The 21,695-nt window shown below is 71.9% G+C and carries 18 protein-coding genes and 1 pseudogene; 3 read left to right on the forward strand and 16 right to left on the reverse strand.

Features of this window, described 5'->3' with window-relative positions:
- A pseudogene (locus AB0L59_RS24010) lies at positions 1–352 on the forward strand (hypothetical protein); the annotation flags it as partial.
- Positions 353–690: 338 nt separating this feature from the next.
- Here the strand turns inward: AB0L59_RS24010 and AB0L59_RS24015 are convergent.
- The 4 genes from AB0L59_RS24015 to fmt all read right to left on the reverse strand — a co-directional run bounded on the left by AB0L59_RS24015 (position 691) and on the right by fmt (position 5,053).
- Positions 691–1,734, reverse strand: a complete 1,044-nt coding sequence (locus AB0L59_RS24015; protein WP_365587080.1) for a sugar-binding domain-containing protein — start codon at positions 1,732–1,734, stop codon at positions 691–693.
- A gap of 90 nt (positions 1,735–1,824) precedes the next feature.
- The gene (rpe, locus tag AB0L59_RS24020) at positions 1,825–2,511 is read right to left on the reverse strand and encodes a ribulose-phosphate 3-epimerase (protein ID WP_365587082.1); all 687 of its coding nucleotides are present in this window, start codon (positions 2,509–2,511) and stop codon (positions 1,825–1,827) included.
- Between the two features lie 110 nt (positions 2,512–2,621).
- The gene (locus AB0L59_RS24025; RefSeq protein WP_365587085.1) at positions 2,622–4,040 is read right to left on the reverse strand and encodes a transcription antitermination factor NusB; all 1,419 of its coding nucleotides are present in this window, start codon (positions 4,038–4,040) and stop codon (positions 2,622–2,624) included.
- 80 nt (positions 4,041–4,120) lie between these two features.
- Positions 4,121–5,053, reverse strand: a complete 933-nt coding sequence (gene fmt / locus AB0L59_RS24030; RefSeq protein WP_365587087.1) for a methionyl-tRNA formyltransferase — start codon at positions 5,051–5,053, stop codon at positions 4,121–4,123.
- Positions 5,054–5,390: 337 nt separating this feature from the next.
- Here fmt and AB0L59_RS24035 point away from each other — a divergent pair, with 337 nt between their 5' ends.
- Positions 5,391–5,918 carry a hypothetical protein gene (locus AB0L59_RS24035; protein WP_365587090.1) on the forward strand — a complete coding sequence of 176 codons (528 nt, stop codon included), beginning with the start codon at positions 5,391–5,393 and terminating at the stop codon, positions 5,916–5,918.
- 156 nt (positions 5,919–6,074) lie between these two features.
- Here the strand turns inward: AB0L59_RS24035 and AB0L59_RS24040 are convergent, their stop codons facing one another.
- Positions 6,075–8,234 (reverse strand): primosomal protein N', encoded by a 2,160-nt coding sequence (locus AB0L59_RS24040; RefSeq protein WP_365587093.1) that lies wholly within the window; start codon positions 8,232–8,234, stop codon positions 6,075–6,077.
- A gap of 544 nt (positions 8,235–8,778) precedes the next feature.
- On the opposite strand from AB0L59_RS24040, the gene AB0L59_RS24045 reads away from it, so the two are divergent.
- Entirely contained in the window at positions 8,779–8,931 is a 153-nt protein-coding gene (locus AB0L59_RS24045) for a hypothetical protein (protein ID WP_365587095.1), read from the forward strand.
- Positions 8,932–9,062: 131 nt separating this feature from the next.
- On the opposite strand, the gene metK is transcribed toward AB0L59_RS24045, so the two are convergent.
- From metK to AB0L59_RS24100, 11 genes are all read right to left on the reverse strand, one after another.
- The gene (gene metK, locus AB0L59_RS24050) at positions 9,063–10,271 is read right to left on the reverse strand and encodes a methionine adenosyltransferase (protein WP_365587098.1); all 1,209 of its coding nucleotides are present in this window, start codon (positions 10,269–10,271) and stop codon (positions 9,063–9,065) included.
- Between the two features lie 283 nt (positions 10,272–10,554).
- The gene (coaBC, locus tag AB0L59_RS24055; RefSeq protein ID WP_365587099.1) at positions 10,555–11,757 is read right to left on the reverse strand and encodes a bifunctional phosphopantothenoylcysteine decarboxylase/phosphopantothenate--cysteine ligase CoaBC; all 1,203 of its coding nucleotides are present in this window, start codon (positions 11,755–11,757) and stop codon (positions 10,555–10,557) included.
- 102 nt (positions 11,758–11,859) lie between these two features.
- The gene (gene rpoZ / locus AB0L59_RS24060) at positions 11,860–12,132 is read right to left on the reverse strand and encodes a DNA-directed RNA polymerase subunit omega (RefSeq protein ID WP_003982715.1); all 273 of its coding nucleotides are present in this window, start codon (positions 12,130–12,132) and stop codon (positions 11,860–11,862) included.
- A gap of 53 nt (positions 12,133–12,185) precedes the next feature.
- On the reverse strand, positions 12,186–12,743 hold the full coding sequence (gene gmk / locus AB0L59_RS24065) for a guanylate kinase (protein WP_365587101.1): 558 nt from the start codon (positions 12,741–12,743) through the stop codon (positions 12,186–12,188).
- Between the two features lie 72 nt (positions 12,744–12,815).
- A complete protein-coding gene (locus AB0L59_RS24070) occupies positions 12,816–13,139 on the reverse strand; it encodes an integration host factor (RefSeq protein WP_003977346.1) in 324 nt (107 codons plus the stop codon).
- 270 nt (positions 13,140–13,409) lie between these two features.
- Complete coding sequence (gene pyrF, locus AB0L59_RS24075; protein ID WP_365587104.1) at positions 13,410–14,255, reverse strand: orotidine-5'-phosphate decarboxylase; 846 nt, start codon at positions 14,253–14,255, stop codon at positions 13,410–13,412.
- Positions 14,252–15,358 (reverse strand): quinone-dependent dihydroorotate dehydrogenase, encoded by a 1,107-nt coding sequence (locus AB0L59_RS24080; protein ID WP_365587107.1) that lies wholly within the window; start codon positions 15,356–15,358, stop codon positions 14,252–14,254. The genes pyrF and AB0L59_RS24080 overlap by 4 nt, the downstream gene beginning before the upstream one ends.
- Before the next feature lie 51 nt (positions 15,359–15,409).
- Positions 15,410–18,718, reverse strand: a complete 3,309-nt coding sequence (gene carB / locus AB0L59_RS24085; RefSeq protein ID WP_365587110.1) for a carbamoyl-phosphate synthase large subunit — start codon at positions 18,716–18,718, stop codon at positions 15,410–15,412.
- Positions 18,711–19,853 carry a glutamine-hydrolyzing carbamoyl-phosphate synthase small subunit gene (gene carA / locus AB0L59_RS24090; protein ID WP_365587112.1) on the reverse strand — a complete coding sequence of 381 codons (1,143 nt, stop codon included), beginning with the start codon at positions 19,851–19,853 and terminating at the stop codon, positions 18,711–18,713. Before carA ends, carB begins: the two co-directional genes overlap by 8 nt.
- Entirely contained in the window at positions 19,850–20,410 is a 561-nt protein-coding gene (locus AB0L59_RS24095) for a hypothetical protein (protein ID WP_365587115.1), read from the reverse strand. Before AB0L59_RS24095 ends, carA begins: the two co-directional genes overlap by 4 nt.
- Positions 20,407–21,693, reverse strand: a complete 1,287-nt coding sequence (locus AB0L59_RS24100; protein WP_365587118.1) for a dihydroorotase — start codon at positions 21,691–21,693, stop codon at positions 20,407–20,409. The genes AB0L59_RS24095 and AB0L59_RS24100 overlap by 4 nt, the downstream gene beginning before the upstream one ends.
- Positions 21,694–21,695 lie beyond the last annotated feature (2 nt).

The raw sequence follows: 21,695 nt of genomic DNA on the forward strand, positions 1-21,695 counted from the left end.
GTACGTGAACCTCGACACCGCGGCCGACGGCAATGACCTCGTGAGCCCGGGCACCACGGCCGACGACAAGGACCTCGTGAGCCCGGGCACCCCGGCCGCCGTCCCGGACCGTCTGAACCCGGGCACCACGGCCGACGACAAGGACCTCGTGAGCCCGGGCACCCCGGCCGCCGTCCCGGACCGTCTGAACCCGGGCACCACGGTCGGCGACGAGCGCCGTGTGAGTTTGAGCGCCCGGGCCGGCGTCAGGAACTGTCCGAGCCCAAGGGGGACCAACCGCGGCACCATGCCGACGATGCTCCCACGCCCGCCCCACTCCGACACCGTCACGACCCGCCGCACCCCGGCATGACACCCGGCCCTCGTCCCCGTGCCCTCACGGCACACGGGCACACCGCCGGCCGACGGTGTACCGACGTCCACGACTCCCCCGGTCCCTCTCGACCCCACCCAGGAGCACCGGCGGGCGCGACTGCTACAGCCCGTCCCCGGCCACCAGGCCCCCGAAAAGACCGCCGTGCCCACCACCGGCTGGCACGCCGACAGCCGACGCCCGGGACCGCCACCACGGCCTCCACGGACACGCCGGGCACCCCGTTTCGGCGCGACTGCCAGGACCGGCCCCGGCAACTGGAGTCCCGCGAACAACCAACCGCCCCCTCGCGTCCCGTAACGGCGCTGCGGGCCCCGTCAGTGCCCGTCCGGGTCCGCTCGGCTGAGCGTCGGCTTCGGACTCGGGCCGGCCGTCATCAGGTAGTCGGCCGCGGACGTGTCCGTGACCAGGCTCGTGACCAGCCCGGACCGCAGCACCGCGTCGATCGCGGCCGCCTTGCGCTGACCGCCGGCGATCGCCACGACCTCCGGGATACGGCGCAGCTGGTCGGCCTTGACCGTGATGCACCGCTCCCCCAGGTCCCGGCCGATCCTGCGCCCATCGGCGTCGAAGAGGTGCGCCGCCATCTCTGCGGCGACACCGAGCGACGCGTAGTGCGCCCGCTCCTCGTCGCTGAGCATGTCGTGCACGGTCGAGATGCCCGGCTCCCAGGAGCCGATGGAGACGCAGGCGACAGTGACCTTGTCGAAGTACTCGAAGGCCCGGGCGATCCCGGTCTGGCTGCGCAGCGCGGCCGCGGTGGCCGCGTCCGGCAACAGCATCGGCGCGTAGATGGGGTGGGCGTCGCCGCCCGACACCTGGGCGGCCCGGCGCACGGCCTCGACCGATCCGCGCTCCGAGGTCCCGGCGTCGTACACCCCCGTCAGCTGCACCACCGTGCAGGGCGGCAGCCGGTCGAGCGCCGCCGCCATGTGGATCGTGGACCGGCCCCAGGCCAGCCCGAGCACGTCCCCCTCGTTGACGAGCTCGCCGAGCAGGTCGGCGGCGACCTCGCCGAGGTTCTCGGGGTCGGGGGTCTCCTCGGCCTCGGCCGGGGACTCGACCACGACGGCGTGCCTCAGGCCGTAGCGGGCGCGGAGCGCGTCGGAACGCTCCGCGTCCAGCTCGGCCGGGACCCGGATCTCGATGCGTACGAGATCCCGTTCGAGAGCCGTTTCCAGGACCCGGGCCACCTTGAAGCGGCTGACGCCGAACTCCTCCGCGATCTGGATCTTGGACTTGCCCTCGAGGTAGAAGCGGCGGGCCATGGCCGCCGCCTGCACCAGCTCAGCGGGTCCCATCCGCATGGCTGACCGGCCCGCCGACATACCCGACACGGCGATCTCCTCACTGCTGTTCACACTCTGGATTCGCCGTTCATCCTTGCAGATTCGGCGCGGCTCATCCGCCCTGAAGGGCGCCCTTCACTTAACCGTTCACGTAGCTGTGGCTCAGTGGTCGCATGCCCACGAGGCCTTGGCGATGGCCGACTCCGCCTGCGTGCGCAGTGCGCGGACCGCCTCCTCCGGGTCCTTCGCCCCGTACACGGCCGAGCCTGCCACGAACACGTCCGCCCCCGCGTCCGCGCACTGCTCGATCGTCGACGCCGAGACGCCGCCGTCCACCTGGAGCCACAGCTGCAGGCCGTGCTTGCTGATCAGCTCCCGGGTGCGGCGGATCTTCGGCAGCATGATGTCGAGGAACGCCTGGCCGCCAAAGCCGGGCTCGACCGTCATGATCAGCAGCATGTCGAGTTCCGGGAGAAGGTCCTCGAACGGCTCGATCGGCGTCGCCGGCTTGAGCGCCATGGAGGCGCGGGCACCCTTGGCGCGGATCTCCCGGGCGAGCCGCACCGGAGCGGCGGCCGCCTCCACGTGGAAGGTGACGGAGGAGGCCCCCGCCTCGACGTACTGGGGCGCCCAGCGGTCGGGGTCCTCGATCATCAGGTGGCAGTCCAGCGGGGTGTCCGTCGCACGGGCCAGGGACTCCACGACCGGCACGCCGAGCGTGAGGTTCGGGACGAAGTGGTTGTCCATGACGTCGACATGGAGCCAGTCGGCGCCTTGGACCGCCTTGGCCTCCTCCGCGAGGCGGGCGAAGTCGGCGGACAGGATGCTGGGGTTGATCTGCACGGCCATGCCTAAAGACTGCCATGTCCGGAGCACTGATGTTCGCGCCGGTCCACAGCCGGGGCCGTTCATCGTACTTACATGGCCGCCTGTGGATAAGTCCGGGCGCGTTCGCGGCCTCAACCGGTACGGCGGACGAGCGCCAGATACATCGCGTCGGTGCCGTGCACATGCGGCCAGAGCTGCACGTCCGGTCCCTCGCCGAGCGCCGGGACGCCCGGCAGCAGCGGACGGGCGTCGATCAGCTCCGCCCCCGGGTGCTGCTTGAGGACGTCGGCGACGACCGCGCGGGTCTCCGCCAGGTGCGGCGAGCAGGTCGCGTAGCAGACGACCCCTCCGACGCGCACCGAGTCGAGCGCGGTGCGCAGCAGGGCGCGCTGGAGGGGCGCGAAGTTGTCCAGGTCCTCCGGCCGCCGCCGCCAGCGGGCCTCGGGGCGCCGGCGCAGCGCGCCGAGCCCGGTGCACGGCACGTCCATCAGCACCCGGTCGAAGGTGCCGGGCCGCCACGGCGGCCGGGTGCCGTCGGCGGCGATCACCTGGTACGGCCCCGGGTTGCCGTGCAGTGCCTTGCCGACCAGACCGGCCCGGTGCGGCTGCTTCTCGGAGGCGAGCAGCATCGCCCCGCGCTCGGCGGCGAGGGCGGCCAGCAGCGCGGCCTTGCCGCCGGGTCCCGCACACCCGTCCAGCCACATCGTGTCGGAGCCGTCGAGGGGCGCGTTCGCGAGCGCGAGGGCGACCAGCTGGCTGCCCTCGTCCTGCACTCCGGCCCGTCCCTCGCGCACGGCCTCCACCGCGCCCGGCTCGCCGCCCTCCGCGAGCCGCACGGCGTACGGCGACCAGCGTCCCGGCACGGCGGCGTCCTCGCGCAGCAGTTCCTCGGCGGTGGCCCGCCCCGGCCGCGCGACCAGCGTCACCTCGGGCCGTTCGTTGTCGGCCTCCAGCAGGTTCTCGATACCGGCGCGCCCGCCGCCGAGGGAGTCCCAGAGCGCGGAGACGACCCAGCGGGGATGCGAGTGCACGACGGCGAGGTGATCCTCCGGGTCCTCGTCGTACGGCGGCGCGACCTTCTCCAGCCACCCGTCGAGATCGTCCTGGGCCACCTTACGCAGCACGGCGTTGACGAACTTGGCGCGCCCGTCGCCGAGCACCACCCGGGCCAGCTCGACGGAGGCGGACACGGCGGCGTGCGTCGGGATCCGGGTGCCGAGCAACTGGTGCACACCGAGGCTCAGCACATCGAGCACCGGCGGGTCGACCTCGCGCAACGGCCGGTCGACACAGGCGGCGATCACCGCGTCGTACGTCCCCTGCCGGCGCAGGGTGCCGTAGACCAGTTCGGTGGCGAGGGCGGCGTCCCGCGCGTCGAAGTCGCCCTTCTCGCGGGCCTTGCGCAGCAGCGGAGGCAGTACGAGATTGGCGTACGCGTCCCGCTCGTCGACCGCGCGCAGCGCCTCGAAGGCCAGGATGCGGACGGGGTCCTTCTGCGGACGACGGTAGGGCTTGGCGGGCCTGCGCGGCCGCCGGGACTGCTCGCTCACGAAAAAGGTGCTCCGGATGTGAAGAAGAAGGTGCGGTGTCCAGCGTACGTCGGCACACCGCCGCCCCCGCCGCCCGGGGCTCAGCCGCCGAGCGTCTCGCCCTCGGCGATGCGCACGCCGCGGGCCCAGTCGGCCGCCCGCATCGGCTTCTTGCCCTGTGCCTGCACCCAGAGCAGCTCGACGGCGTACGAACCGGTGCCCACGTGCACGCTGTTCTTGCCGACGGCCATGTGTCCCGGTGGGAGGTCCGTGCGCGCGGGCGCGGGCGTGACCTGGATGAGCTTGAGCCGCTCGCCGCGGAAGGTGGTCCAGGCGCCGGGCGCAGGGGTACAGCCGCGCACGACCCGGTCGACGCGCAGCGCGGGCGCGGCCCAGTCGACCTGCGCGTCCTCGACGGTGATCTTCGGCGCGACGGTGATGCCCTCGGCCGGCTGCGGTACGGCCTTCAGCGTGCCGTCCTCGATGCCGTCCATGGTCGCGGCGAGCAGTCCGGCGCCGGCGAAGGCGAGCCGGGTGAGCAGGTCGCCGCTGGTGTCGGTGGGCCGGATCTCCTCGGTCACGGTGCCGTAGACGGGCCCCGAGTCCAGGCCCTCCTCGATGAGGAAGGTGGACGCGCCGGTGATCTCGTCGCCCGCCATGAGGGCGTGCTGCACCGGCGCCGCCCCGCGCCAGGCGGGCAGCAGCGAGAAGTGCAGGTTGACCCAGCCGTGGGCCGGAATGTCGAGGGCGACCCGAGGCAGCAGGGCGCCGTACGCGACGACCGGGCAGCAGTCGGGGGCGATCTCCGTCAGCCGCGCCAGGAACTCCGGGTCTCGCGGCTTGAGGGGCTTCAGCACCTCGATCCCGGCCTCCTCCGCCCGCTCGGCCACGGGCGACGCGACCAGCCGGCGCCCGCGGCCGGCCGGCGCGTCGGGCCGCGTGACGACGGCGGCCACCGCGTGCCTCCCGGAGGCGATCAGAGCGTCCAGAGCGGGAACGGCGACCTCGGGGGTACCGGCGAAGACAAGCTTCATGGGCGGGATCGGGCCTCTCGGACGGGGGTTGGACAGGCAGCGCACCAGTCTATGACCACCGAAGGAAGGACGACTCATGACCACGAACGCGCAGACGCCGACGGCGCCCCCGGCTTGGTCCGCTTCCCGGCCGACCGGAAACGGGTGGCGCGCGCATCGGAGGACAAAAGCAGCGCCCCACAGACGGCGCGCGCCCGGACGACCGGCGTAGGCATATGCCCGTACGCCCCCACCCCGTGACCAGCGAAGCGCACACGCGTTGGTCAAGAAAGAGTTGACCACATAGGGCCGCTTTCGCGGCCCAATTCCTTTCAACGCCGGTTCGAGAGGCTTGTTCATGGCCGACCACGCAACCCACGACGCCCAGGCCCGGGCCAGCCTGCACTTGCTGGTGCGGGACATCGAGCGGGTCCGCCGGCAGGTGGACGCGCTGCGCACGCTCACCGCCCAGTTGGGCAACGTCTACCGCCCGCGCCGCTCCGGCCCGTCCACGGGCTTCGTCGTCTACGGACGCGCTCCCGCCCCGACGGTGCGCCTCGCCCAGGAACTTCGGGACAGTGTCGAAACGCTGGTCACGGCCGCCGTGGACTTCGACCGCTCACTCGGCTTCTCGTGGGACGCGGTGGGCTCGGCGCTCGGGGTCACCAAGCAGGCGGTGCACCGCCGTTACGGCGCCCGTCGCGCCGCGGCCCAGGCGGCCGCCGAGGCCGAGCGGACCTCGGAACCGTCCGGAACCCGCACGCTCAACGCCGGCCTGCCGACGGTCCCCGCGGCCCGCTCGATGCCGACGCAGCCGACCGCGGGCAGCCAGTCCCTGCGCGACGACGCCCGCCCGACGGCCTTCCCCAGCCCACGCAACGGCTGAGCCACGGCCGGCACCTTGCCCTCCCGGACGGCCGGGAGGGCGGACACGCGCCTGGACGGACGAACGGCCACGCGGACAGCCGTCGGCGGCGAGCGCCGCCGGACTGTCGCGGCTCACAGCCGACTCGCAAACAGGTGGTGCGCGGGTGGGAGAACGTCACCCGATGTCCGGCGGATCGATCCGCACCCGCACCGCCTCCCCGCTGCCCCGTGCCATGCGAGCGGCCTGGGCGGTCTTCAGGGCCGTGGCCAGCGCGGCCCCACTGCCCGGCGGGACCCGGACCAGCGCCCGGTCCCAGTGCTCGCCCGGCGCGGGCGCGCCGGGCCTGCGCGGCCGGCCCGGCGGTGCGGGCGCCATCGGCACCGGCCCCAACACCTCGGCGTCCGGGGGCAGTTCGACCGAGGCCAGGAACTCGGCGACGACCTCGGGCGCCCCTGACACGGCCGCCATCCGCGACACCGGCGGAAAGCCCAGCTCGGACCGCTCGGCCAGTTCCCGCACCGCGTGCCCGACGGGGTCCCACCGCACCAGCGCCTGCACGGGCCGCAGGGTCGGCTCGGCCACCACGACCACCGTGCCCCCCTCGGGCTGCGGCCGGACCAGCGCTCCGGCAGCGATCCACCGGCGCAGCGCGTCCTCGCCGGCCCGCAGGTCGGGTCGGACGAGCATGGCCCAGCCGTCCAGCAGGAGGGCCGCCGCGTAGCCGCCCTCGGCGACCGGTTCGGCACCTGGTGTGCTGACGACGAGCGCGGGCGTGCCCGGCACGGTGTCCAGCACGTGTTCCCGCCCCGAGGTGCGCACCGGGACGGCGGGAAAGGCACGGCCCAGCTCCTCGGCCGTCCGCCGTGCCCCCACGACCTGGGCCCGCAGCCGGAAACCGCCGCACTCCGGGCAGTGCCACGCGCTCTCCTCACGCCCGCACCAGCCGCACCGCAGCACCCCCGCGTCCTGCCCCTGGAGCGGCCCCGAGCAGTGCCGGCACCGGGCGGGCGCCCGGCACTGCGCGCAGGCCATGCGGGGCGCGTAACCACGCCGGGGCACCTGCACCAGCACGGGTCCGTGCCGCAGGCCCTCACGGGCCGCCTGCCAGGCGAGGGTGGGCAGCCGGGCGGCGCGGGCGGCCTCGTCGCGCGCGAGGTCGTCGTCCCCCACCGTCCGTACCAGGGGGGCGGCCCGCCGTACCTGCTCGCGGCCGGCGACCAGCGGCCGGGCCCAACCGCTCTCCACGAGCTGGGCGGCCTCGACGGTGCAGGCGAATCCGCCGAGCAGGAAGGCGCACTTGTCCAGCGCGGCGCGCAGCAGCAGCACGTCGCGCGCGTGTGGCTGCGGGGCGTGCTGCTCGCTGTGGCTGTCGTCACCGTCGTCCCATATGGCGACCAGCCCGAGGTCCTGCACGGGCGCGAACATGGCCGCGCGTGTCCCGACCACGGCCCGTACGGCTCCGCGCCGCACCGCGAGCCACTGCGTGTACCGCTTCTCCGGCCCGGCGTCCGCGGTGAGCAGTGCGTGCCGCCCCGCACCGAGCAGCTGCGTGAGCGCGGAGTCGACCCGCGCGGCAGCCCGCCCGTCCGGTACGACGACGAGGGCGCCGCGTCCCGAGGCGAGCGTGGCGGCGACGGCGCGGGCCAGTTCCTCGCTCCACCGCGGGCCCGGCAGCGCGTTCCAGACCGCTCTCGGCGATCTGCCGGCGGCCAGCGCCTCGAGGAACGGCCCGCCGTGCTCGTACCGCCCCCAGGAGGCCGGCTCAGGGGCCTTCGGGGGCGGCAGCGGCGCGGGTGACGGCCGCTGCTCGGCGCGGGCGCTGCGCGGCGGCACGGCCAGCTGGAGCACATCGGCGAGGCTTCCGGCGTACCGGTCGGCCACGGCCCGGGCGAGGCCCAGCAGTTCCTCGCTCAGCACCGGCTCCGGCGACACGACCTGGGCCAGCGCGGCCAGCGGCCCGGAGTAGTCGGAATCGGCGCGGCGCTCGACGAGGAACCCGTCGATGAGCCCCCCGCCCTCCCGGCGTCCTTCCCGCACCCGGCCCCGCCCGGCCCCGAACCGCACCCGCACCCGCACCCCGGGCTGTGCCTGCGCGTCCAGTTCCTCGGGCACCGCGTAGTCGAAGTAGCGGTCGAGGTGCAGCACGCCCTTGTCGACCAGCACGCGTGCGACGGGCAGCTCCTTGGCGAGCGCGGCCCCCCGCCAGGTCCGGGGCTTGGCGCGGGGCGTCCTGGCCTTGCGCACGCTCTCCCGGATGAGCGCGAGCTGCTCCGGCGGCGCCCCTTCGGCCCCGCCGTCCCCTTCTTCCCGGGGCACTCCGTTCTCGCTGCTCACGCTTGCATTCTTACCAAACGGCACTGACAACCGACGTCCGCCCGAGATCCGGATCGGCAGCGGTACGGATTCAGCTTCACCGCACGCCTGCGAGGGCGCGCTCCACGAAGTAACCGCGGCCTTCGCACCGGGCGGCGTCGACGGCGCCAGGTTAGGTACCGCACGGCAGGGGCCGCCAGTCAATTCGGTAGCGCCGCGGGACGGCGGCCCCAGGCGCTGACCGAATCGGGCAGGTGAGGTCCGGGACCTGGCGCCGGACGGAGCACCCGTCGGAGATCCACGGGAGGGGGCAGCGGATCACCGGCGAGGGGACGGGAGCCGACGGACAGGCCGGATTCTGCTGTCCGCCAAGGCCTGCGAGGACGAGCCGCTGCGCCGCTTCCTGCCCGGCATCGAGCGCGGAAGCGTGGTCACGGGGACGGTGTCCTCGGCGCGCCCCTTCGGTGTCTTGTCCGGATCGACGGCGAGTCCGCGCACCGGCCTACGGCGGAACCGGCTTCACCCGCGTCCTGGAGCTGTCACACGGTCGCGCGTCGCTGATCCGGTGGAGGTGGTGCGGCCGGGGCAGCGGATCACCGGCGAGGTGCTGATCGCGGACGCCCGGCACGGCCAGGTCTCGCTCTCGCTCAAGGCCCTCCAGCAGGACCCCTGGGACCGTCTCGGCGCAGACCTGGGAGACGTCGTGCCGGGGGTGTGACCAAGCTCGTGCCCTTCGGCACCTGCGTCCGCGGCGCCGGATCCGGCCGGCCCCGGCCGACTGCCCCCGACACGCCGAGGCCCGGCCCCGCGGAAGGGGAACCGGGCCTCGACGAGAAGGGTGACCGGGGCTCAGAGGCCCACGGCGGCGCGCAGCGCGTCCACGCGGTCCGTGCGCTCCCAGGTGAAGTCGGGCAGCTCGCGGCCGAAGTGGCCGTAGGCGGCCGTCTGGGCGTAGATCGGCCGGAGCAGGTCGAGGTCACGGATGATCGCGGCCGGGCGGAGGTCGAAGACCTGGTCGATCGCCTTCTCGATCTTCTCCGTCTCGACCTTGTTGGTGCCGAAGGTCTCCACGAACAGACCGACCGGCTCGGCCTTGCCGATCGCGTAGGCGACCTGGACCTCGCAGCGGGAGGCCAGGCCTGCCGCGACCACGTTCTTGGCGACCCAGCGCATCGCGTACGCGGCCGAGCGGTCGACCTTGGACGGGTCCTTGCCGGAGAAGGCGCCGCCACCGTGGCGGGCCATGCCGCCGTAGGTGTCGATGATGATCTTGCGGCCGGTCAGGCCGGCGTCGCCCATCGGGCCACCGATCTCGAAGCGGCCGGTCGGGTTGACCAGCAGGCGGTAGCCCTCGGTCTCCAGCTTGATGCCCTCGTCCAGGAGCGCCTTCAGCTCCGGCTCCACGACGAACTCGCGGATGTCGGGCGCCAGCAGCGACTCCAGGTCGATGTCGGAGGCGTGCTGCGAGGACACGACCACCGTGTCGAGGCGGACGGCCTTGTCGCCGTCGTACTCGATGGTGACCTGCGTCTTGCCGTCGGGGCGCAGGTAGGGGATGGTGCCGTTCTTGCGGACCTCGGACAGCCGCTTGGACAGGCGGTGCGCCAGGAAGATCGGCAGCGGCATCAGGGTGGGCGTCTCGTCGGACGCGTAGCCGAACATCAGGCCCTGGTCACCGGCGCCCTGCCGGTCCAGCTCGTCTTCGTCGCCCTCGACGCGGGACTCGTACGCGGCGTCCACACCCTGCGCGATGTCCGGGGACTGAGCCCCGATCGACACCGACACGCCGCAGGAGGCGCCGTCGAAGCCCTTCTTGGAGGAGTCGTAACCGATCTCGAGGATCTTGTTGCGGACGAGGGTCGCGATGTCCGCGTAGGTCTTGGTCGTCACCTCGCCTGCCACATGCACCAGGCCGGTGGTGATCAGCGTCTCGACGGCGACCCGGGAGGTCGGGTCCTCGCGCAGAAGCGCGTCGAGAATGGTGTCGCTGATCTGGTCAGCGATCTTGTCGGGGTGACCCTCGGTCACGGACTCCGAGGTGAACAGGCGACGGGACACAACGCTCCCTGTGGTTGCAGCGGCTGCTGGCTGATCATTTGCGGCGACGCGCGGGGCTGCGCCCGGCGTCGACCGTGAACAGTTTATCGGTCGCGCTCGGCCGATGGGCCACCGTCTCGCCTCTCGGGAGCGCTGTGACCTGCGGCACGGGCATTCTGCACAATGCCGGGCGGCGTTGGCCAGAGCCGCCACACCCCATTTGACCGGTCCTCGAGGCCGCTTGATCGGTCCTCGAGGCCACCGTCAACCGCACCAGGGATCCACTCGAGGGCCGGCCCGGCGATCAGTCCAGCCGCCGTGCGACCAGGTCCCACACCGTGTCGGCGAGGGCTTCCTTGGGGCCGTGCGGTACGGGCGTCTCGCTGCCGTCGGCGCCCAGCACCACGGCCTCGTTCTCCTCGGAGCCGAACGTCTTGCGCTCCCCCACCTCATTGACCACGAGCAGGTCGCAACCCTTCCGGGCGAGCTTGGTACGGCCGTGGGCGAGGACGTCGTCGGTCTCGGCGGCGAAGCCGACGATCACCTGTCCCGGGCGGGCGCGCTCGGCCGAGATCTCCGCGAGGATGTCCGGATTGCGCACCAGGACGATCGGGTCGGGGTCCTGGCCGTCCTTCTTCTTGATCTTGCCGGAGGCGTAGACCGCCGGACGGAAGTCGGCGACGGCCGCGGCCATGACGACCGCGTCGGCGTCCGCCGCCGCCTTCAGGACGGCCTCGCGCAGCTGGACGGCCGTGCCGACCGGTACGACGTCCACGCCCGCCGGGTCGGGCAGTCCCGTATTGGCCGCGATCAGCGTGACCCGGGCGCCGCGGGCGGCGGCGGTGCGGGCGAGGGCGTAGCCCTGCTTGCCGGAGGAGCGGTTACCGAGGAAGCGGACCGGGTCGAGGGGCTCGCGGGTGCCGCCGGCGGAGACGACGACGTGCCGCCCCGCCAGGTCGGGCTCGGTGACGCCCCGGGCCAGCACCCGGCGGCAGACCTCGAAGATCTCCACCGGGTCGGGCAGCCGGCCCTTGCCGGTGTCGACGCCGGTGAGTCGGCCGACGGCGGGCTCGATGACGACGGCCCCCCGGCGGCGCAGCGTGGCCACGTTCTCCTGGGTGGCCGGGTGCTCCCACATCTCGGTGTGCATGGCCGGCGCGAAGACCACCGGGCAGCGGGCGGTCAGGAGTGTGTTGGTCAGCAGGTCGTCGGCGAGGCCGTGGGCGGCCTTGGCGAGCATGTCGGCCGTGGTGGGGGCGACGACCACCAGGTCGGCGTGCTGGCCGATGCGGACGTGCGGGACCTCGTGGACCTCGTCCCAGACCTCCGTGGAGACGGGGTTGCCGGACAGGGCGGACCAGGTGGCCGCGCCGACGAAGTGCAGCGCGGAGGCGGTGGGCACCACGCGGACGTCGTGGCCCGACTCCGTGAACCTTCTCAGCAGCTCACAGGCCTTGTAGGCGGCGATGCCGCCGCTGACCCCCAGAACGACCTTCGGCTTGTCCACCGTCTCTCCCCGGACTCGAAAACCTGGCACACCCATGAGACACCACAGGCCCGGCAGTCGGACTGCCGGGCCTGTGGATAAGTCAACCGCGATCTGAAAGTACTACTGCGCCGGGCCCTCGACGGCCTCGGAGGTCAGCAGGCCGGCGTTGATCTCACGCAGGGCGATCGACAGCGGCTTCTCGTGGACGTGGGTGTCGACGAGCGGACCGACGTACTCGAGCAGGCCCTCGCCGAGCTGCGAGTAGTACGCGTTGATCTGACGGGCGCGCTTGGCGGCGTAGATCACGAGGCTGTACTTCGAGTCGGTGGCCTCGAGCAACTCGTCGATCGGCGGGTTGATGATGCCCTCGGGCGCGGTGATGGAAGAGGACACGCTCTACCTTCCGATGGATGGAAAAGAACCAATCATCGTGATCAGAGTCACGATCACACAACGTCCACCAAGGCTAGCAGCTCACGCGCCACGTCCTCGACAGAGGTGTTGACCAAGGTCGTATCGAACTCCGGCTCGGCCGCCAGCTCGGTCCTGGCCGCCTCCAGGCGGCGCTCGATGACCTCGGGCGGCTCGGTCCCCCGGCCGGTGAGCCTGCGCACCAGCTCCTCCCAGGAGGGCGGAGCCAGGAACACCAGCCGGGCGTCGGACATCGACGCCCGGACCTGCCTGGCGCCCTGGAGATCGATCTCCAGCAGCACCGGCTCACCCTTCTCCAGCCGCTCCAGTACGGCCGCACGGGGCGTGCCGTAGCGGTTGCCGGCGAACTCGGCCCACTCCAGCAGTTCGCCGTTGGCGATCAGCTTGTCCATCTCGTCGTCGGTGACGAAGAAGTAGTGGACTCCGTGCTTCTCGCCGGGCCGCGGCTTGCGGGTGGTGGCCGACACCGAGAGCCAGACCTCGGGGTGTTCCTTGCGCATATGGGCGACGACCGTGCTCTTGCCGACCCCCGAGGGGCCGGAGAGCACGGTCAGCCGCGGACGTTCACTCATGCAGCGATTATTCCAGCAATCCCGGGGTGCCCGGGACTCCCGGTCCGGCTCCCCGTGCGCGGGGAGGTGGACTCAGGAACCGGTGCTGCCGAACTCACGCTCCAGGGAAGCGATCTGGTTGGAACCGAGACCGCGCACGCGGCGGCTCTCGGAGATGCCCAGACGCTCCATGATCTGCTTGGCGCGGACCTTGCCCACGCCCGGCAGGGACTCGAGCAGTGCGGAGACCTTCATCTTGCCGATGACGTCGTTCTCCTGACCCTGCTTGATGACCTCGTGCAGGGAGGCGCCGGAGTGCTTGAGTCGATTCTTGACCTCGGCCCGCTCCCGGCGAGCCGCGGCGGCCTTTTCGAGCGCGGCTGCGCGCTGTTCGGGGGTAAGGGGCGGAAGAGCCACGCCTACGTCACCTCGGATGTCGAATCTGTCGGATACGGACCGGTGAGGAACCTAGTCGCCCCACACCTGGGGAGCTACGAGCAACACGCTTCGCCCGTTCACTCTGCTCGGAGACTAGCGGTCAAGTCCGCCAGAGTCAGCGAGAACAGCGGAAAAGTCCTGGTCAGCCTCCGCCAGGTCGGACATTTCAGACATATTGCCCCGGATTTGAGGATGTATTCACACTCAAGTCGCCGCGCCACCGCGCAGCCGGGGCGCGCCCCGGCCGACTCAGGCACCCGCGACGGCGGCCCGGATCTCCCGCGCGAAGCGTTCCGCGGACGCGCGCAGCGCCCCGACGTCGGGACCGTGACGCAGGACACCCCGGCTGACGTTCGGCACCACATTGCGCAGCGCCGCACCGAACACCTTCGGAAGGTCGGCCGGCGTCGCGCCCTGCGCGCCGACCCCGGGCGCGAGGAGCGGGCCGTTGATGGCGAGGTCGTACGACGACAGATCGCCGACCGTGGCTCCGACGACGGCACCGAAGGAGCCCAGCGGCTCCTCCCCCGCGTTCTCGGCGGCCAGGTGGGCCAGCATGGTCGCGCCCACGGTGCGGCCGTCGGCCCGGACGGCGTGCTGGACCTCGGGGCCCTCCGGGTTGGAGGTCAGGGCCAGCACGAACAGGCCGGCGCCGCTCTCCCGGGCCAGCGCGACGGCCGGGCTGAGCGAGCCGTAGCCGAGATACGGCGAGACGGTCAGGGCGTCGGAGAACAGCGGGGCGTCCTTGTGCAGGAAGGCCTCGGCGTACCCGGCCATGGTCGAGCCGATGTCGCCGCGCTTGGCGTCCATCACGACGAGGGTGCCGGCCGCGCGCGCCTCCTGGACGATCGTCTCCAGGACGGCGACGCCGCGCGAGCCGAAGCGCTCGAAGAAGGCGCTCTGCGGCTTCATCACGGCGACCCGGTCGGCGACCGCCTCGACGACCGTCCGGCCGAACCGCTCCAGACCGGCCACGTCGTCGTTCAGGCCCCACTCGGCGAGCAGGGAGGCGTGCGGGTCGATGCCGACGCACAGCGGGCCACGCTCGTCCATCGCGCGGCGCAGGCGGGCGCCGAAGGGCTCGTACGAGGTCATGCGGGCTTCCTCACGTCGGCGCCGACCGCGTCGGCGAGGGTGGCGTACGGGCTGGTGCGCAGGCGGGCGGCGAGGCCCTTGTGGATCGCGCGGCACCAGAAGGGGCCCTCGTAGATGAAGGCGCTGTAGCCCTGGACCAGCGTGGCACCGGCCAGGATGCGCTGCCAGGCGTCCTCGGCGGTCTCGATGCCGCCCACGCCCACGAGCGTGATCCGGTCGCCCACACGCGCGTACAGGCGGCGCAGGACCTCGAGGGAGCGGGCCTTGAGCGGAGCGCCGGACAGGCCGCCGGTCTCCTTCACCAGCGAGGGTTCCGATGCCAAACCGAGGCCCTCGCGCGCGATGGTGGTGTTGGTCGCGATGATGCCGTCCAGGCCCAGCTCCACGGCGAGGTCGGCGACGGCGTCGATGTCCTCGTCGGCGAGGTCGGGCGCGATCTTCACCAGCAGCGGGACCCGCCGGTTCGCGACCGTACGGTCGGTGGCCTCGCGGACGGCGGTCAGCAGCGGGCGCAGCGCCTCGGTGGCCTGCAGATTGCGCAGGCCGGGCGTGTTCGGCGAGGAGACGTTGACGACCAGGTAGTCCGCGTACGGCGCGAGGCGCTCGGCCGACTTCACGTAGTCGCCGACGGCCTCCCCCTCCGGGACGACCTTCGTCTTGCCGATGTTGACGCCCACGACGGTCCTGAAGACCGGCTGACGGGTCGCGAGGCGGGCCGCCACGGCCAGCGAGCCGTCGTTGTTGAAACCCATGCGGTTGATCAGCGCGCGGTCCGCGACCAGGCGGAACAGCCGCTTCTTGGGGTTTCCGGGCTGCGGCTCGCCGGTGACCGTGCCGATCTCGATGTGGTCGAAGCCCAGCATCGACATGCCGTCGACGGCGACGGCGTTCTTGTCGAAGCCGGCGGCGAGCCCGAAGGGGCCGTGCATGCGCAGCCCGAAGGCCTCCGTGCGCAGCTCCTTGCGGCGGGGCGCGAGGGCGGCCGCGACGAAGGTGCGCAGCACGGGAATGCGGACGGCCAGGCGGATCCAGCGGAACGCCAGGTAGTGGGCCTTCTCGGGGTCCATGCGCCGGAAGACCAGATTGAAGAAGATCTTGTACATGGTGTCCTCACCAAGAGGGGGACACCGTTCCCGGTGTCCCCCTCAGGGCTGCTAGTCGCGGGCCGCGGTCAGGTGTTCCGCGTGTTCCTGGAGCGAGCGGACGCCCACGCCACCGTGGTTGAGGGCGTCGATGCCCTGGACCGCCGCGGCGAGCGCCTGGACCGTGGTCAGACACGGCACGGAGCGGGCCACCGCGGCCGTACGGATGTCGTAGCCGTCGAGGCGGCCGCCGGTGCCGTACGGGGTGTTGACGATGAGGTCCACCTCGCCGTCGTGGATCAGCTGGACGATCGTCTTCTCGCCGTTCGGGCCGGTGCCCTCGGACTGCTTGCGCACGACGGTGGCGTTGATGCCGTTGCGCTTGAGGACCTCGGCGGTGCCGGAGGTGGCGAGCAGCTCGAAGCCGTGGGCGACCAGCTCACGCGCGGGGAAGATCATCGACCGCTTGTCGCGGTTGGCGACCGAGATGAACGCGCGGCCCTTGGTGGGCAGCGGGCCGTAGGCACCCGCCTGCGACTTGGCGTACGCCGTGCCGAAGACGGAGTCGATGCCCATGACCTCGCCGGTGGAGCGCATCTCCGGGCCGAGCACGGTGTCGACGCCGCGGCCGTGGATGTCGCGGAAGCGCGACCACGGCATGACGGCCTCCTTGACGGAGATCGGCGCGTCCAGCGGCAGTTCGCCGCCGTCGCCGTTCCTCGGCAGCAGGCCCTCCGCGCGCAGCTCGGCGATGGTCGCGCCCAGCGAGATCCGGGCGGCGGCCTTGGCGAGCGGCACCGCGGTCGCCTTCGAGGTGAAGGGGACCGTGCGGGAGGCGCGCGGGTTGGCCTCCAGGACGTAGAGGATGTCGCCGGCCATCGCGAACTGGATGTTGATCAGGCCGCGGACCCCCACGCCGTCGGCGATGGCCTCGGTCGAGGCGCGCAGCCGCTTGATGTCGAAGCCTCCGAGGGTGATCGGGGGCAGGGCGCACGCCGAGTCGCCGGAGTGGATGCCGGCCTCCTCGATGTGCTCCATCACGCCGCCGAGGTACAGCTCCTCGCCGTCGTAGAGCGCGTCGACGTCGATCTCGATCGCGTCGTCCAGGAAGCGGTCGACGAGAACCGGCCGGGAGGGGCTGATCTCGGTCGACTCGGCGATGTAGGCGGCGAGGCGGGACTCGTCGTAGACGATCTCCATGCCGCGCCCGCCGAGGACGTACGACGGCCGGACCAGGACGGGGTAGCCGATCTCGTCGGCGATGGCCTTGGCCTCGTCGAAGGTGGTGGCCGTGCCGTGCTTCGGGGCCGGCAGGCCCGCCTCGGCGAGGACCCGCCCGAAGGCGCCGCGGTCCTCGGCCGCGTGGATGGCCTCGGGGGACGTGCCGACGATCGGCACGCCGTTGTCCTTCAGGGCCTGCGACAGGCCGAGCGGGGTCTGGCCGCCCAGCTGCACGATCACACCCGCGACCGGGCCGGCCTGCCGCTCGGCGTGGACGATCTCCAGCACGTCCTCCAGCGTCAGCGGCTCGAAGTACAGCCGGTCGGAGGTGTCGTAGTCGGTGGAGACGGTCTCCGGGTTGCAGTTGACCATCACGGTCTCGTAGCCCGCGTCGCTGAGCGCGAAGGAGGCGTGGACACAGGAGTAGTCGAACTCGATGCCCTGGCCGATGCGGTTGGGGCCGGAGCCGAGGATGATGACGGCCGGCTTCTCGCGCCGCGCGACCTCGGACTCCTCGTCGTAGGAGGAGTAGAAGTACGGCGTCTTCGCGGCGAACTCGGCGGCGCAGGTGTCCACCGTCTTGTAGACCGGGCGGATGCCGAGCGCGTGCCTGACCTCGCGGACGACGTCCTCGCGCAGGCCGCGGATCTCACCGATCTGCTGGTCGGAGAAGCCGTGCCGCTTGGCGTCGGCGAGCAGTTCGGCGGTCAGCTCGGGGGCCTCGGCCAGGTCGTCGGCGATCTCCTTGATCAGGAAGAGCTGGTCGACGAACCAGGGGTCGATCTTCGTGTACTCGAAGACCTCCTCGGGCGTGGCGCCCGCGCGGATGGCCTGCATGACGGTGTTGATGCGGCCGTCGGTGGGGCGCACGGCCTCGTGGAGCAGGGCTTCCCTGTCACCCGTCTCGCCGACGAAGGTGAACTGGCTGCCCTTCTTCTCCAGCGAGCGCAGCGCCTTCTGGAAGGCCTCGGGGAAGTTGCGGCCGATCGCCATGGCCTCGCCGACCGACTTCATCGTGGTGGTCAGCGTGGAGTCGGCCTGCGGGAACTTCTCGAAGGCGAAGCGCGGGGCCTTGACGACCACATAGTCGAGCGTGGGCTCGAAGGAGGCCGGGGTCTCCTGGGTGATGTCGTTCGGAATCTCGTCCAGGGTGTAGCCGACGGCCAGCTTGGCGGCGATCTTGGCGATCGGGAAGCCGGTGGCCTTGGAGGCGAGCGCCGAGGACCGTGACACACGCGGATTCATCTCGATGACGATCACGCGACCGTCCTCGGGGTTCACCGCGAACTGGATGTTGCAGCCCCCGGTGTCGACGCCGACCTCACGGATGACGGCGATGCCGATGTCGCGCAGGATCTGGTACTCGCGGTCGGTCAGCGTCATCGCCGGGGCGACGGTGATCGAGTCACCGGTGTGCACGCCCATCGGGTCGAAGTTCTCGATGGAGCAGACGACCACGACGTTGTCGTGCTTGTCGCGCATCAGCTCCAGCTCGTACTCCTTCCAGCCGAGGATGGACTCCTCCAGGAGCACCTCGGTGGTCGGAGACAGGGTGAGCCCCTGGCCGGCGATGCGGCGCAGCTCCTCCTCGTCGTGCGCGAAGCCGGAGCCGGCGCCGCCCATGGTGAAGGACGGGCGGACGACGACCGGGTAGCCGCCGAGCTGCTCGACGCCGTGGAGGACGTCGTCCATGGAGTGGCAGATGACCGAGCGGGCGGACTCGCCGTGGCCGATCTTGCGGCGGACCTCCTCCACGACGTCCTTGAACTGGTCGCGGTCCTCGCCCTTGTGGATCGCCTCGGGCTTGGCACCGATCAGCTCGACGCCGTACTTCTCCAGGACGCCGTTCTCGTGCAGCGAGATGGCGGTGTTGAGCGCCGTCTGGCCGCCCAGCGTGGGCAGCAGCGCGTCGGGGCGCTCCTTGGCGATGATCTTCTCGACGAACTCGGGAGTGATCGGCTCGACATACGTGGCGTCGGCGATCTCCGGGTCGGTCATGATCGTCGCGGGGTTGGAGTTGACGAGGACCACGCGAAGGCCCTCGGCCTTGAGCACACGGCACGCCTGCGTGCCGGAGTAGTCGAACTCGGCGGCCTGGCCGATGACGATCGGGCCGGAGCCGATGACCAGGACGGACTGGATATCGGTGCGCTTAGGCACGCTGGCCCTCCATCAGGGAAACGAAGCGGTCGAACAGGTAGGCGGCGTCGTGCGGGCCGGCTGCCGCTTCGGGGTGGTACTGGACGGAGAAGGCCGGCTGGTCGAGCAGCTGCAGCCCCTCCACGACGTCGTCGTTCAGGCAGACGTGCGAGACCTCGGCGCGGCCGAACTTGGTCTCGCTGACCTTGTCGAGCGGCGCGTCCACGGCGAATCCGTGGTTGTGCGCGGTGACCTCGACCTTGCCGGTCGTACGGTCCTGGACCGGCTGGTTGATGCCGCGGTGGCCGTACTTCAGCTTGTACGTGCCGAAGCCGAGGGCACGGCCCAGGATCTGGTTGCCGAAGCAGATGCCGAACAGCGGCGTCCTGCGCTCCAGGACGGCGGTCATGAGCGCGACCGGGCCGTCGGCGGTCGCCGGGTCGCCGGGGCCGTTGGAGAAGAACACCCCGTCCGGGTTGACGGCGTAGACGTCGTCGGCGGTGGCGGTGGCCGGCAGCACGTGCACCTCGATGCCGCGCTCGGCCATGCGGTGCGGGGTCATGCCCTTGATGCCGAGGTCGATGGCCGCCACGGTGAAGCGCTTGTCGCCGACCGCCGGGACGACGTACGCCTCCTTGGTCGCCACCTCCTCGTACAGGCTCGCGCCCTTCATGTGCGGCTGGGCCTGAACGCGCGTGAGCAGTTCGGACTCGGCGGCGACCGCCTCGCCGGAGAAGATGCCGGCGCGCATCGAGCCGCGCTCGCGCAGATGACGGGTGAGGGCCCGGGTGTCGATGCCGGAGATGCCGACCACGCCCTGGCGTTCCAGCTCGTCGTCCAGCGAGCGCTTGGCGCGCCAGTTGGACGGCACGCGCGCGGGGTCGCGCACCACGTAACCGGAGACCCAGATGCGGCCCGACTCGTCGTCCTCGTCGTTCCAGCCCGTGTTGCCGATCTGCGGGGCCGTCGCGACCACGATCTGGCGGTCGTAGGAGGGGTCGGTCAGGGTCTCCTGGTAGCCGGTCATACCGGTGGAGAACACGGCCTCGCCGAAGGTCTCCCCCACGGCCCCGTAGGCGCGGCCGCGGAAGATGCGGCCGTCCTCCAGGACGAGTACGGCGGGAACCTTGGCAGTTCCCCTGGTGGAGGTCGTCATCGTGCGCCTTCCGTGTCGTTGATCATCTGGTTCAGGGTGTCGACCCACTCGGTGTGCTCGGCCGCGTGGTCGGAGCGGAAGCCGGAGTCGATCAGCTTCTCGCCGAGCGCCCAGGTCACCACCAGCAGTCCGCCCTCGGTGAGGACCTTGCCGGCGATGCCCTTGTCCAGCCGGGCCCCGCGCAGCGCCGCGGTGGGGATGAAGAAGTCGCTCGCTCCCGGACGCTCGACCTCCAGCCCTTGGTCGGTCAGGGTGAGCTCGGCCCGGCTGCGGGTGCCCAGGCCGTGGGCCACGATGCGGTCCAGCCACTGCCCGGCGGTCGTGGAGCCGTGGTAGCGGCCGCTCAGCTCAAGTTTCGCCGGGCCGGTCACCTCCGGCGCGCTGGGCGGGGCGGGCAGGTCGCTCTGGAGGGTGCCGCGCCACTTCCAGCCCTCGCGCATCAGCCAGTAGACGAGCGCGATGAAGAGGACGAGTCCGACGAGCCAGCCGATGCGGGCCGGCCAGTCGGTGACGGCGGCCGACCGCTTGGCCTCGGCCAGCAGGATTACAGGTGTCACGTGAGCTTCCCGTCGACGAGCGTGGCCTTCCCCCGCAGCCACGTGTGCGTCACACGGCCCGGCAGCTCACGCCCCTCGTAGGGGGTGTTGCGGCTGCGCGAGGCGAAGCCCGCGGGGTCCACCTGGCCACGGTATTCCGTGTCGACGAGGGTGAGGTTGGCGGGCTCACCAGCCGAGACGGGACGGCCGTGTCCGGTGGCCTGTCCGATCTGCGCGGGCTTGAAGGACATGCGGTCGGCGACGCCGGCCCAGTCCAGCAGGCCCGTGTCGACCATGGTCTCCTGGACCACTGACAACGCGGTCTCCAGGCCGACCATGCCCATGGCGGCCGCGGCCCACTCGCAGTCCTTGTCCTCGTGCGGGTGCGGCGCGTGGTCGGTCGCGACGATGTCGATCGTGCCGTCCGCCAGGGCCTCGCGCAGGGCGTGCACGTCCCGCTCGGTGCGCAGGGGCGGGTTGACCTTGTAGACGGGGTTGTACGTGCGCACCAGCTCGTCGGTGAGGAGCAGGTGGTGCGGGGTGACCTCGGCGGTGACCTGGATGCCGCGGGACTTGGCCCAGCGGACGATCTCCACGGATCCGGCGGTCGACAGGTGGCAGATGTGGACGCGGGAGCCGACGTGCTCGGCGAGCAGCACGTCCCGCGCGATGATCGACTCCTCGGCGACGGCCGGCCAGCCGCACAGGCCCAGCTCGGCGGAGACGACGCCCTCGTTCATCTGGGCGCCCTCGGTGAGCCGCGGCTCCTGCGCGTGCTGGGCGACGACACCGCCGAAGGCCTTCACGTACTCCAGGGCGCGGCGCATGATCACCGCGTCGTCCACGCACTTGCCGTCGTCGGAGAAGACGGTGACCCCGGCGGCGGACTCGCGCATGGCGCCCAGCTCGGCGAGCTTCCGGCCCTCCAGACCGACGGTGACGGCACCGATGGGCTGCACGTCGCAGTACCCGTGCTCCTGGCCGAGCCGGTAGACCTGCTCGACGACACCGGCGGTGTCGGCGACCGGGAAGGTGTTGGCCATGGCGAAGACGGCGGTGTACCCGCCGGACGCCGCCGCGCGCGTGCCCGTCAGAACCGTCTCGGAGTCCTCGCGGCCCGGCTCGCGCAGGTGGGTGTGCAGGTCGACCAGGCCCGGCAGCAGCACCTTGCCGGCGGCCTCGACCACCTCGGCGCCCTCGGCGCTGAGACCGGTGCCCACCTCGGCGATGGCCGCGCCGTCGATCAGCACGTCCTGCGGCTCGCCGCCGAGCACCTTCGCACCACGGATCAGGATCTTGCTCATGG

Source organism: Streptomyces sp. NPDC052109 (assembly GCF_040680195.1).
Lineage (GTDB): Bacteria > Actinomycetota > Actinomycetes > Streptomycetales > Streptomycetaceae > Streptomyces.

What these genes read in the sequence shown, in the direction of transcription:
- rpe (WP_365587082.1), bottom strand. Translation starts at nt 2,511, where the DNA reads ATGGCCGTGCAGATCAACCCCAGCATCCTGTCCGCCGACTTCGCCCGC.
- fmt (WP_365587087.1), bottom strand. Translation starts at nt 5,053, where the DNA reads ATGAAGCTTGTCTTCGCCGGTACCCCCGAGGTCGCCGTTCCCGCTCTG.
- AB0L59_RS24035 (WP_365587090.1), top strand. Translation starts at nt 5,391, where the DNA reads ATGGCCGACCACGCAACCCACGACGCCCAGGCCCGGGCCAGCCTGCAC.
- gmk (WP_365587101.1), bottom strand. Translation starts at nt 12,743, where the DNA reads ATGAGTGAACGTCCGCGGCTGACCGTGCTCTCCGGCCCCTCGGGGGTC.
- pyrF (WP_365587104.1), bottom strand. Translation starts at nt 14,255, where the DNA reads ATGACCTCGTACGAGCCCTTCGGCGCCCGCCTGCGCCGCGCGATGGAC.
- AB0L59_RS24080 (WP_365587107.1), bottom strand. Translation starts at nt 15,358, where the DNA reads ATGTACAAGATCTTCTTCAATCTGGTCTTCCGGCGCATGGACCCCGAG.
- carA (WP_365587112.1), bottom strand. Translation starts at nt 19,853, where the DNA reads ATGACGACCTCCACCAGGGGAACTGCCAAGGTTCCCGCCGTACTCGTC.
- AB0L59_RS24100 (WP_365587118.1), bottom strand. Translation starts at nt 21,693, where the DNA reads ATGAGCAAGATCCTGATCCGTGGTGCGAAGGTGCTCGGCGGCGAGCCG.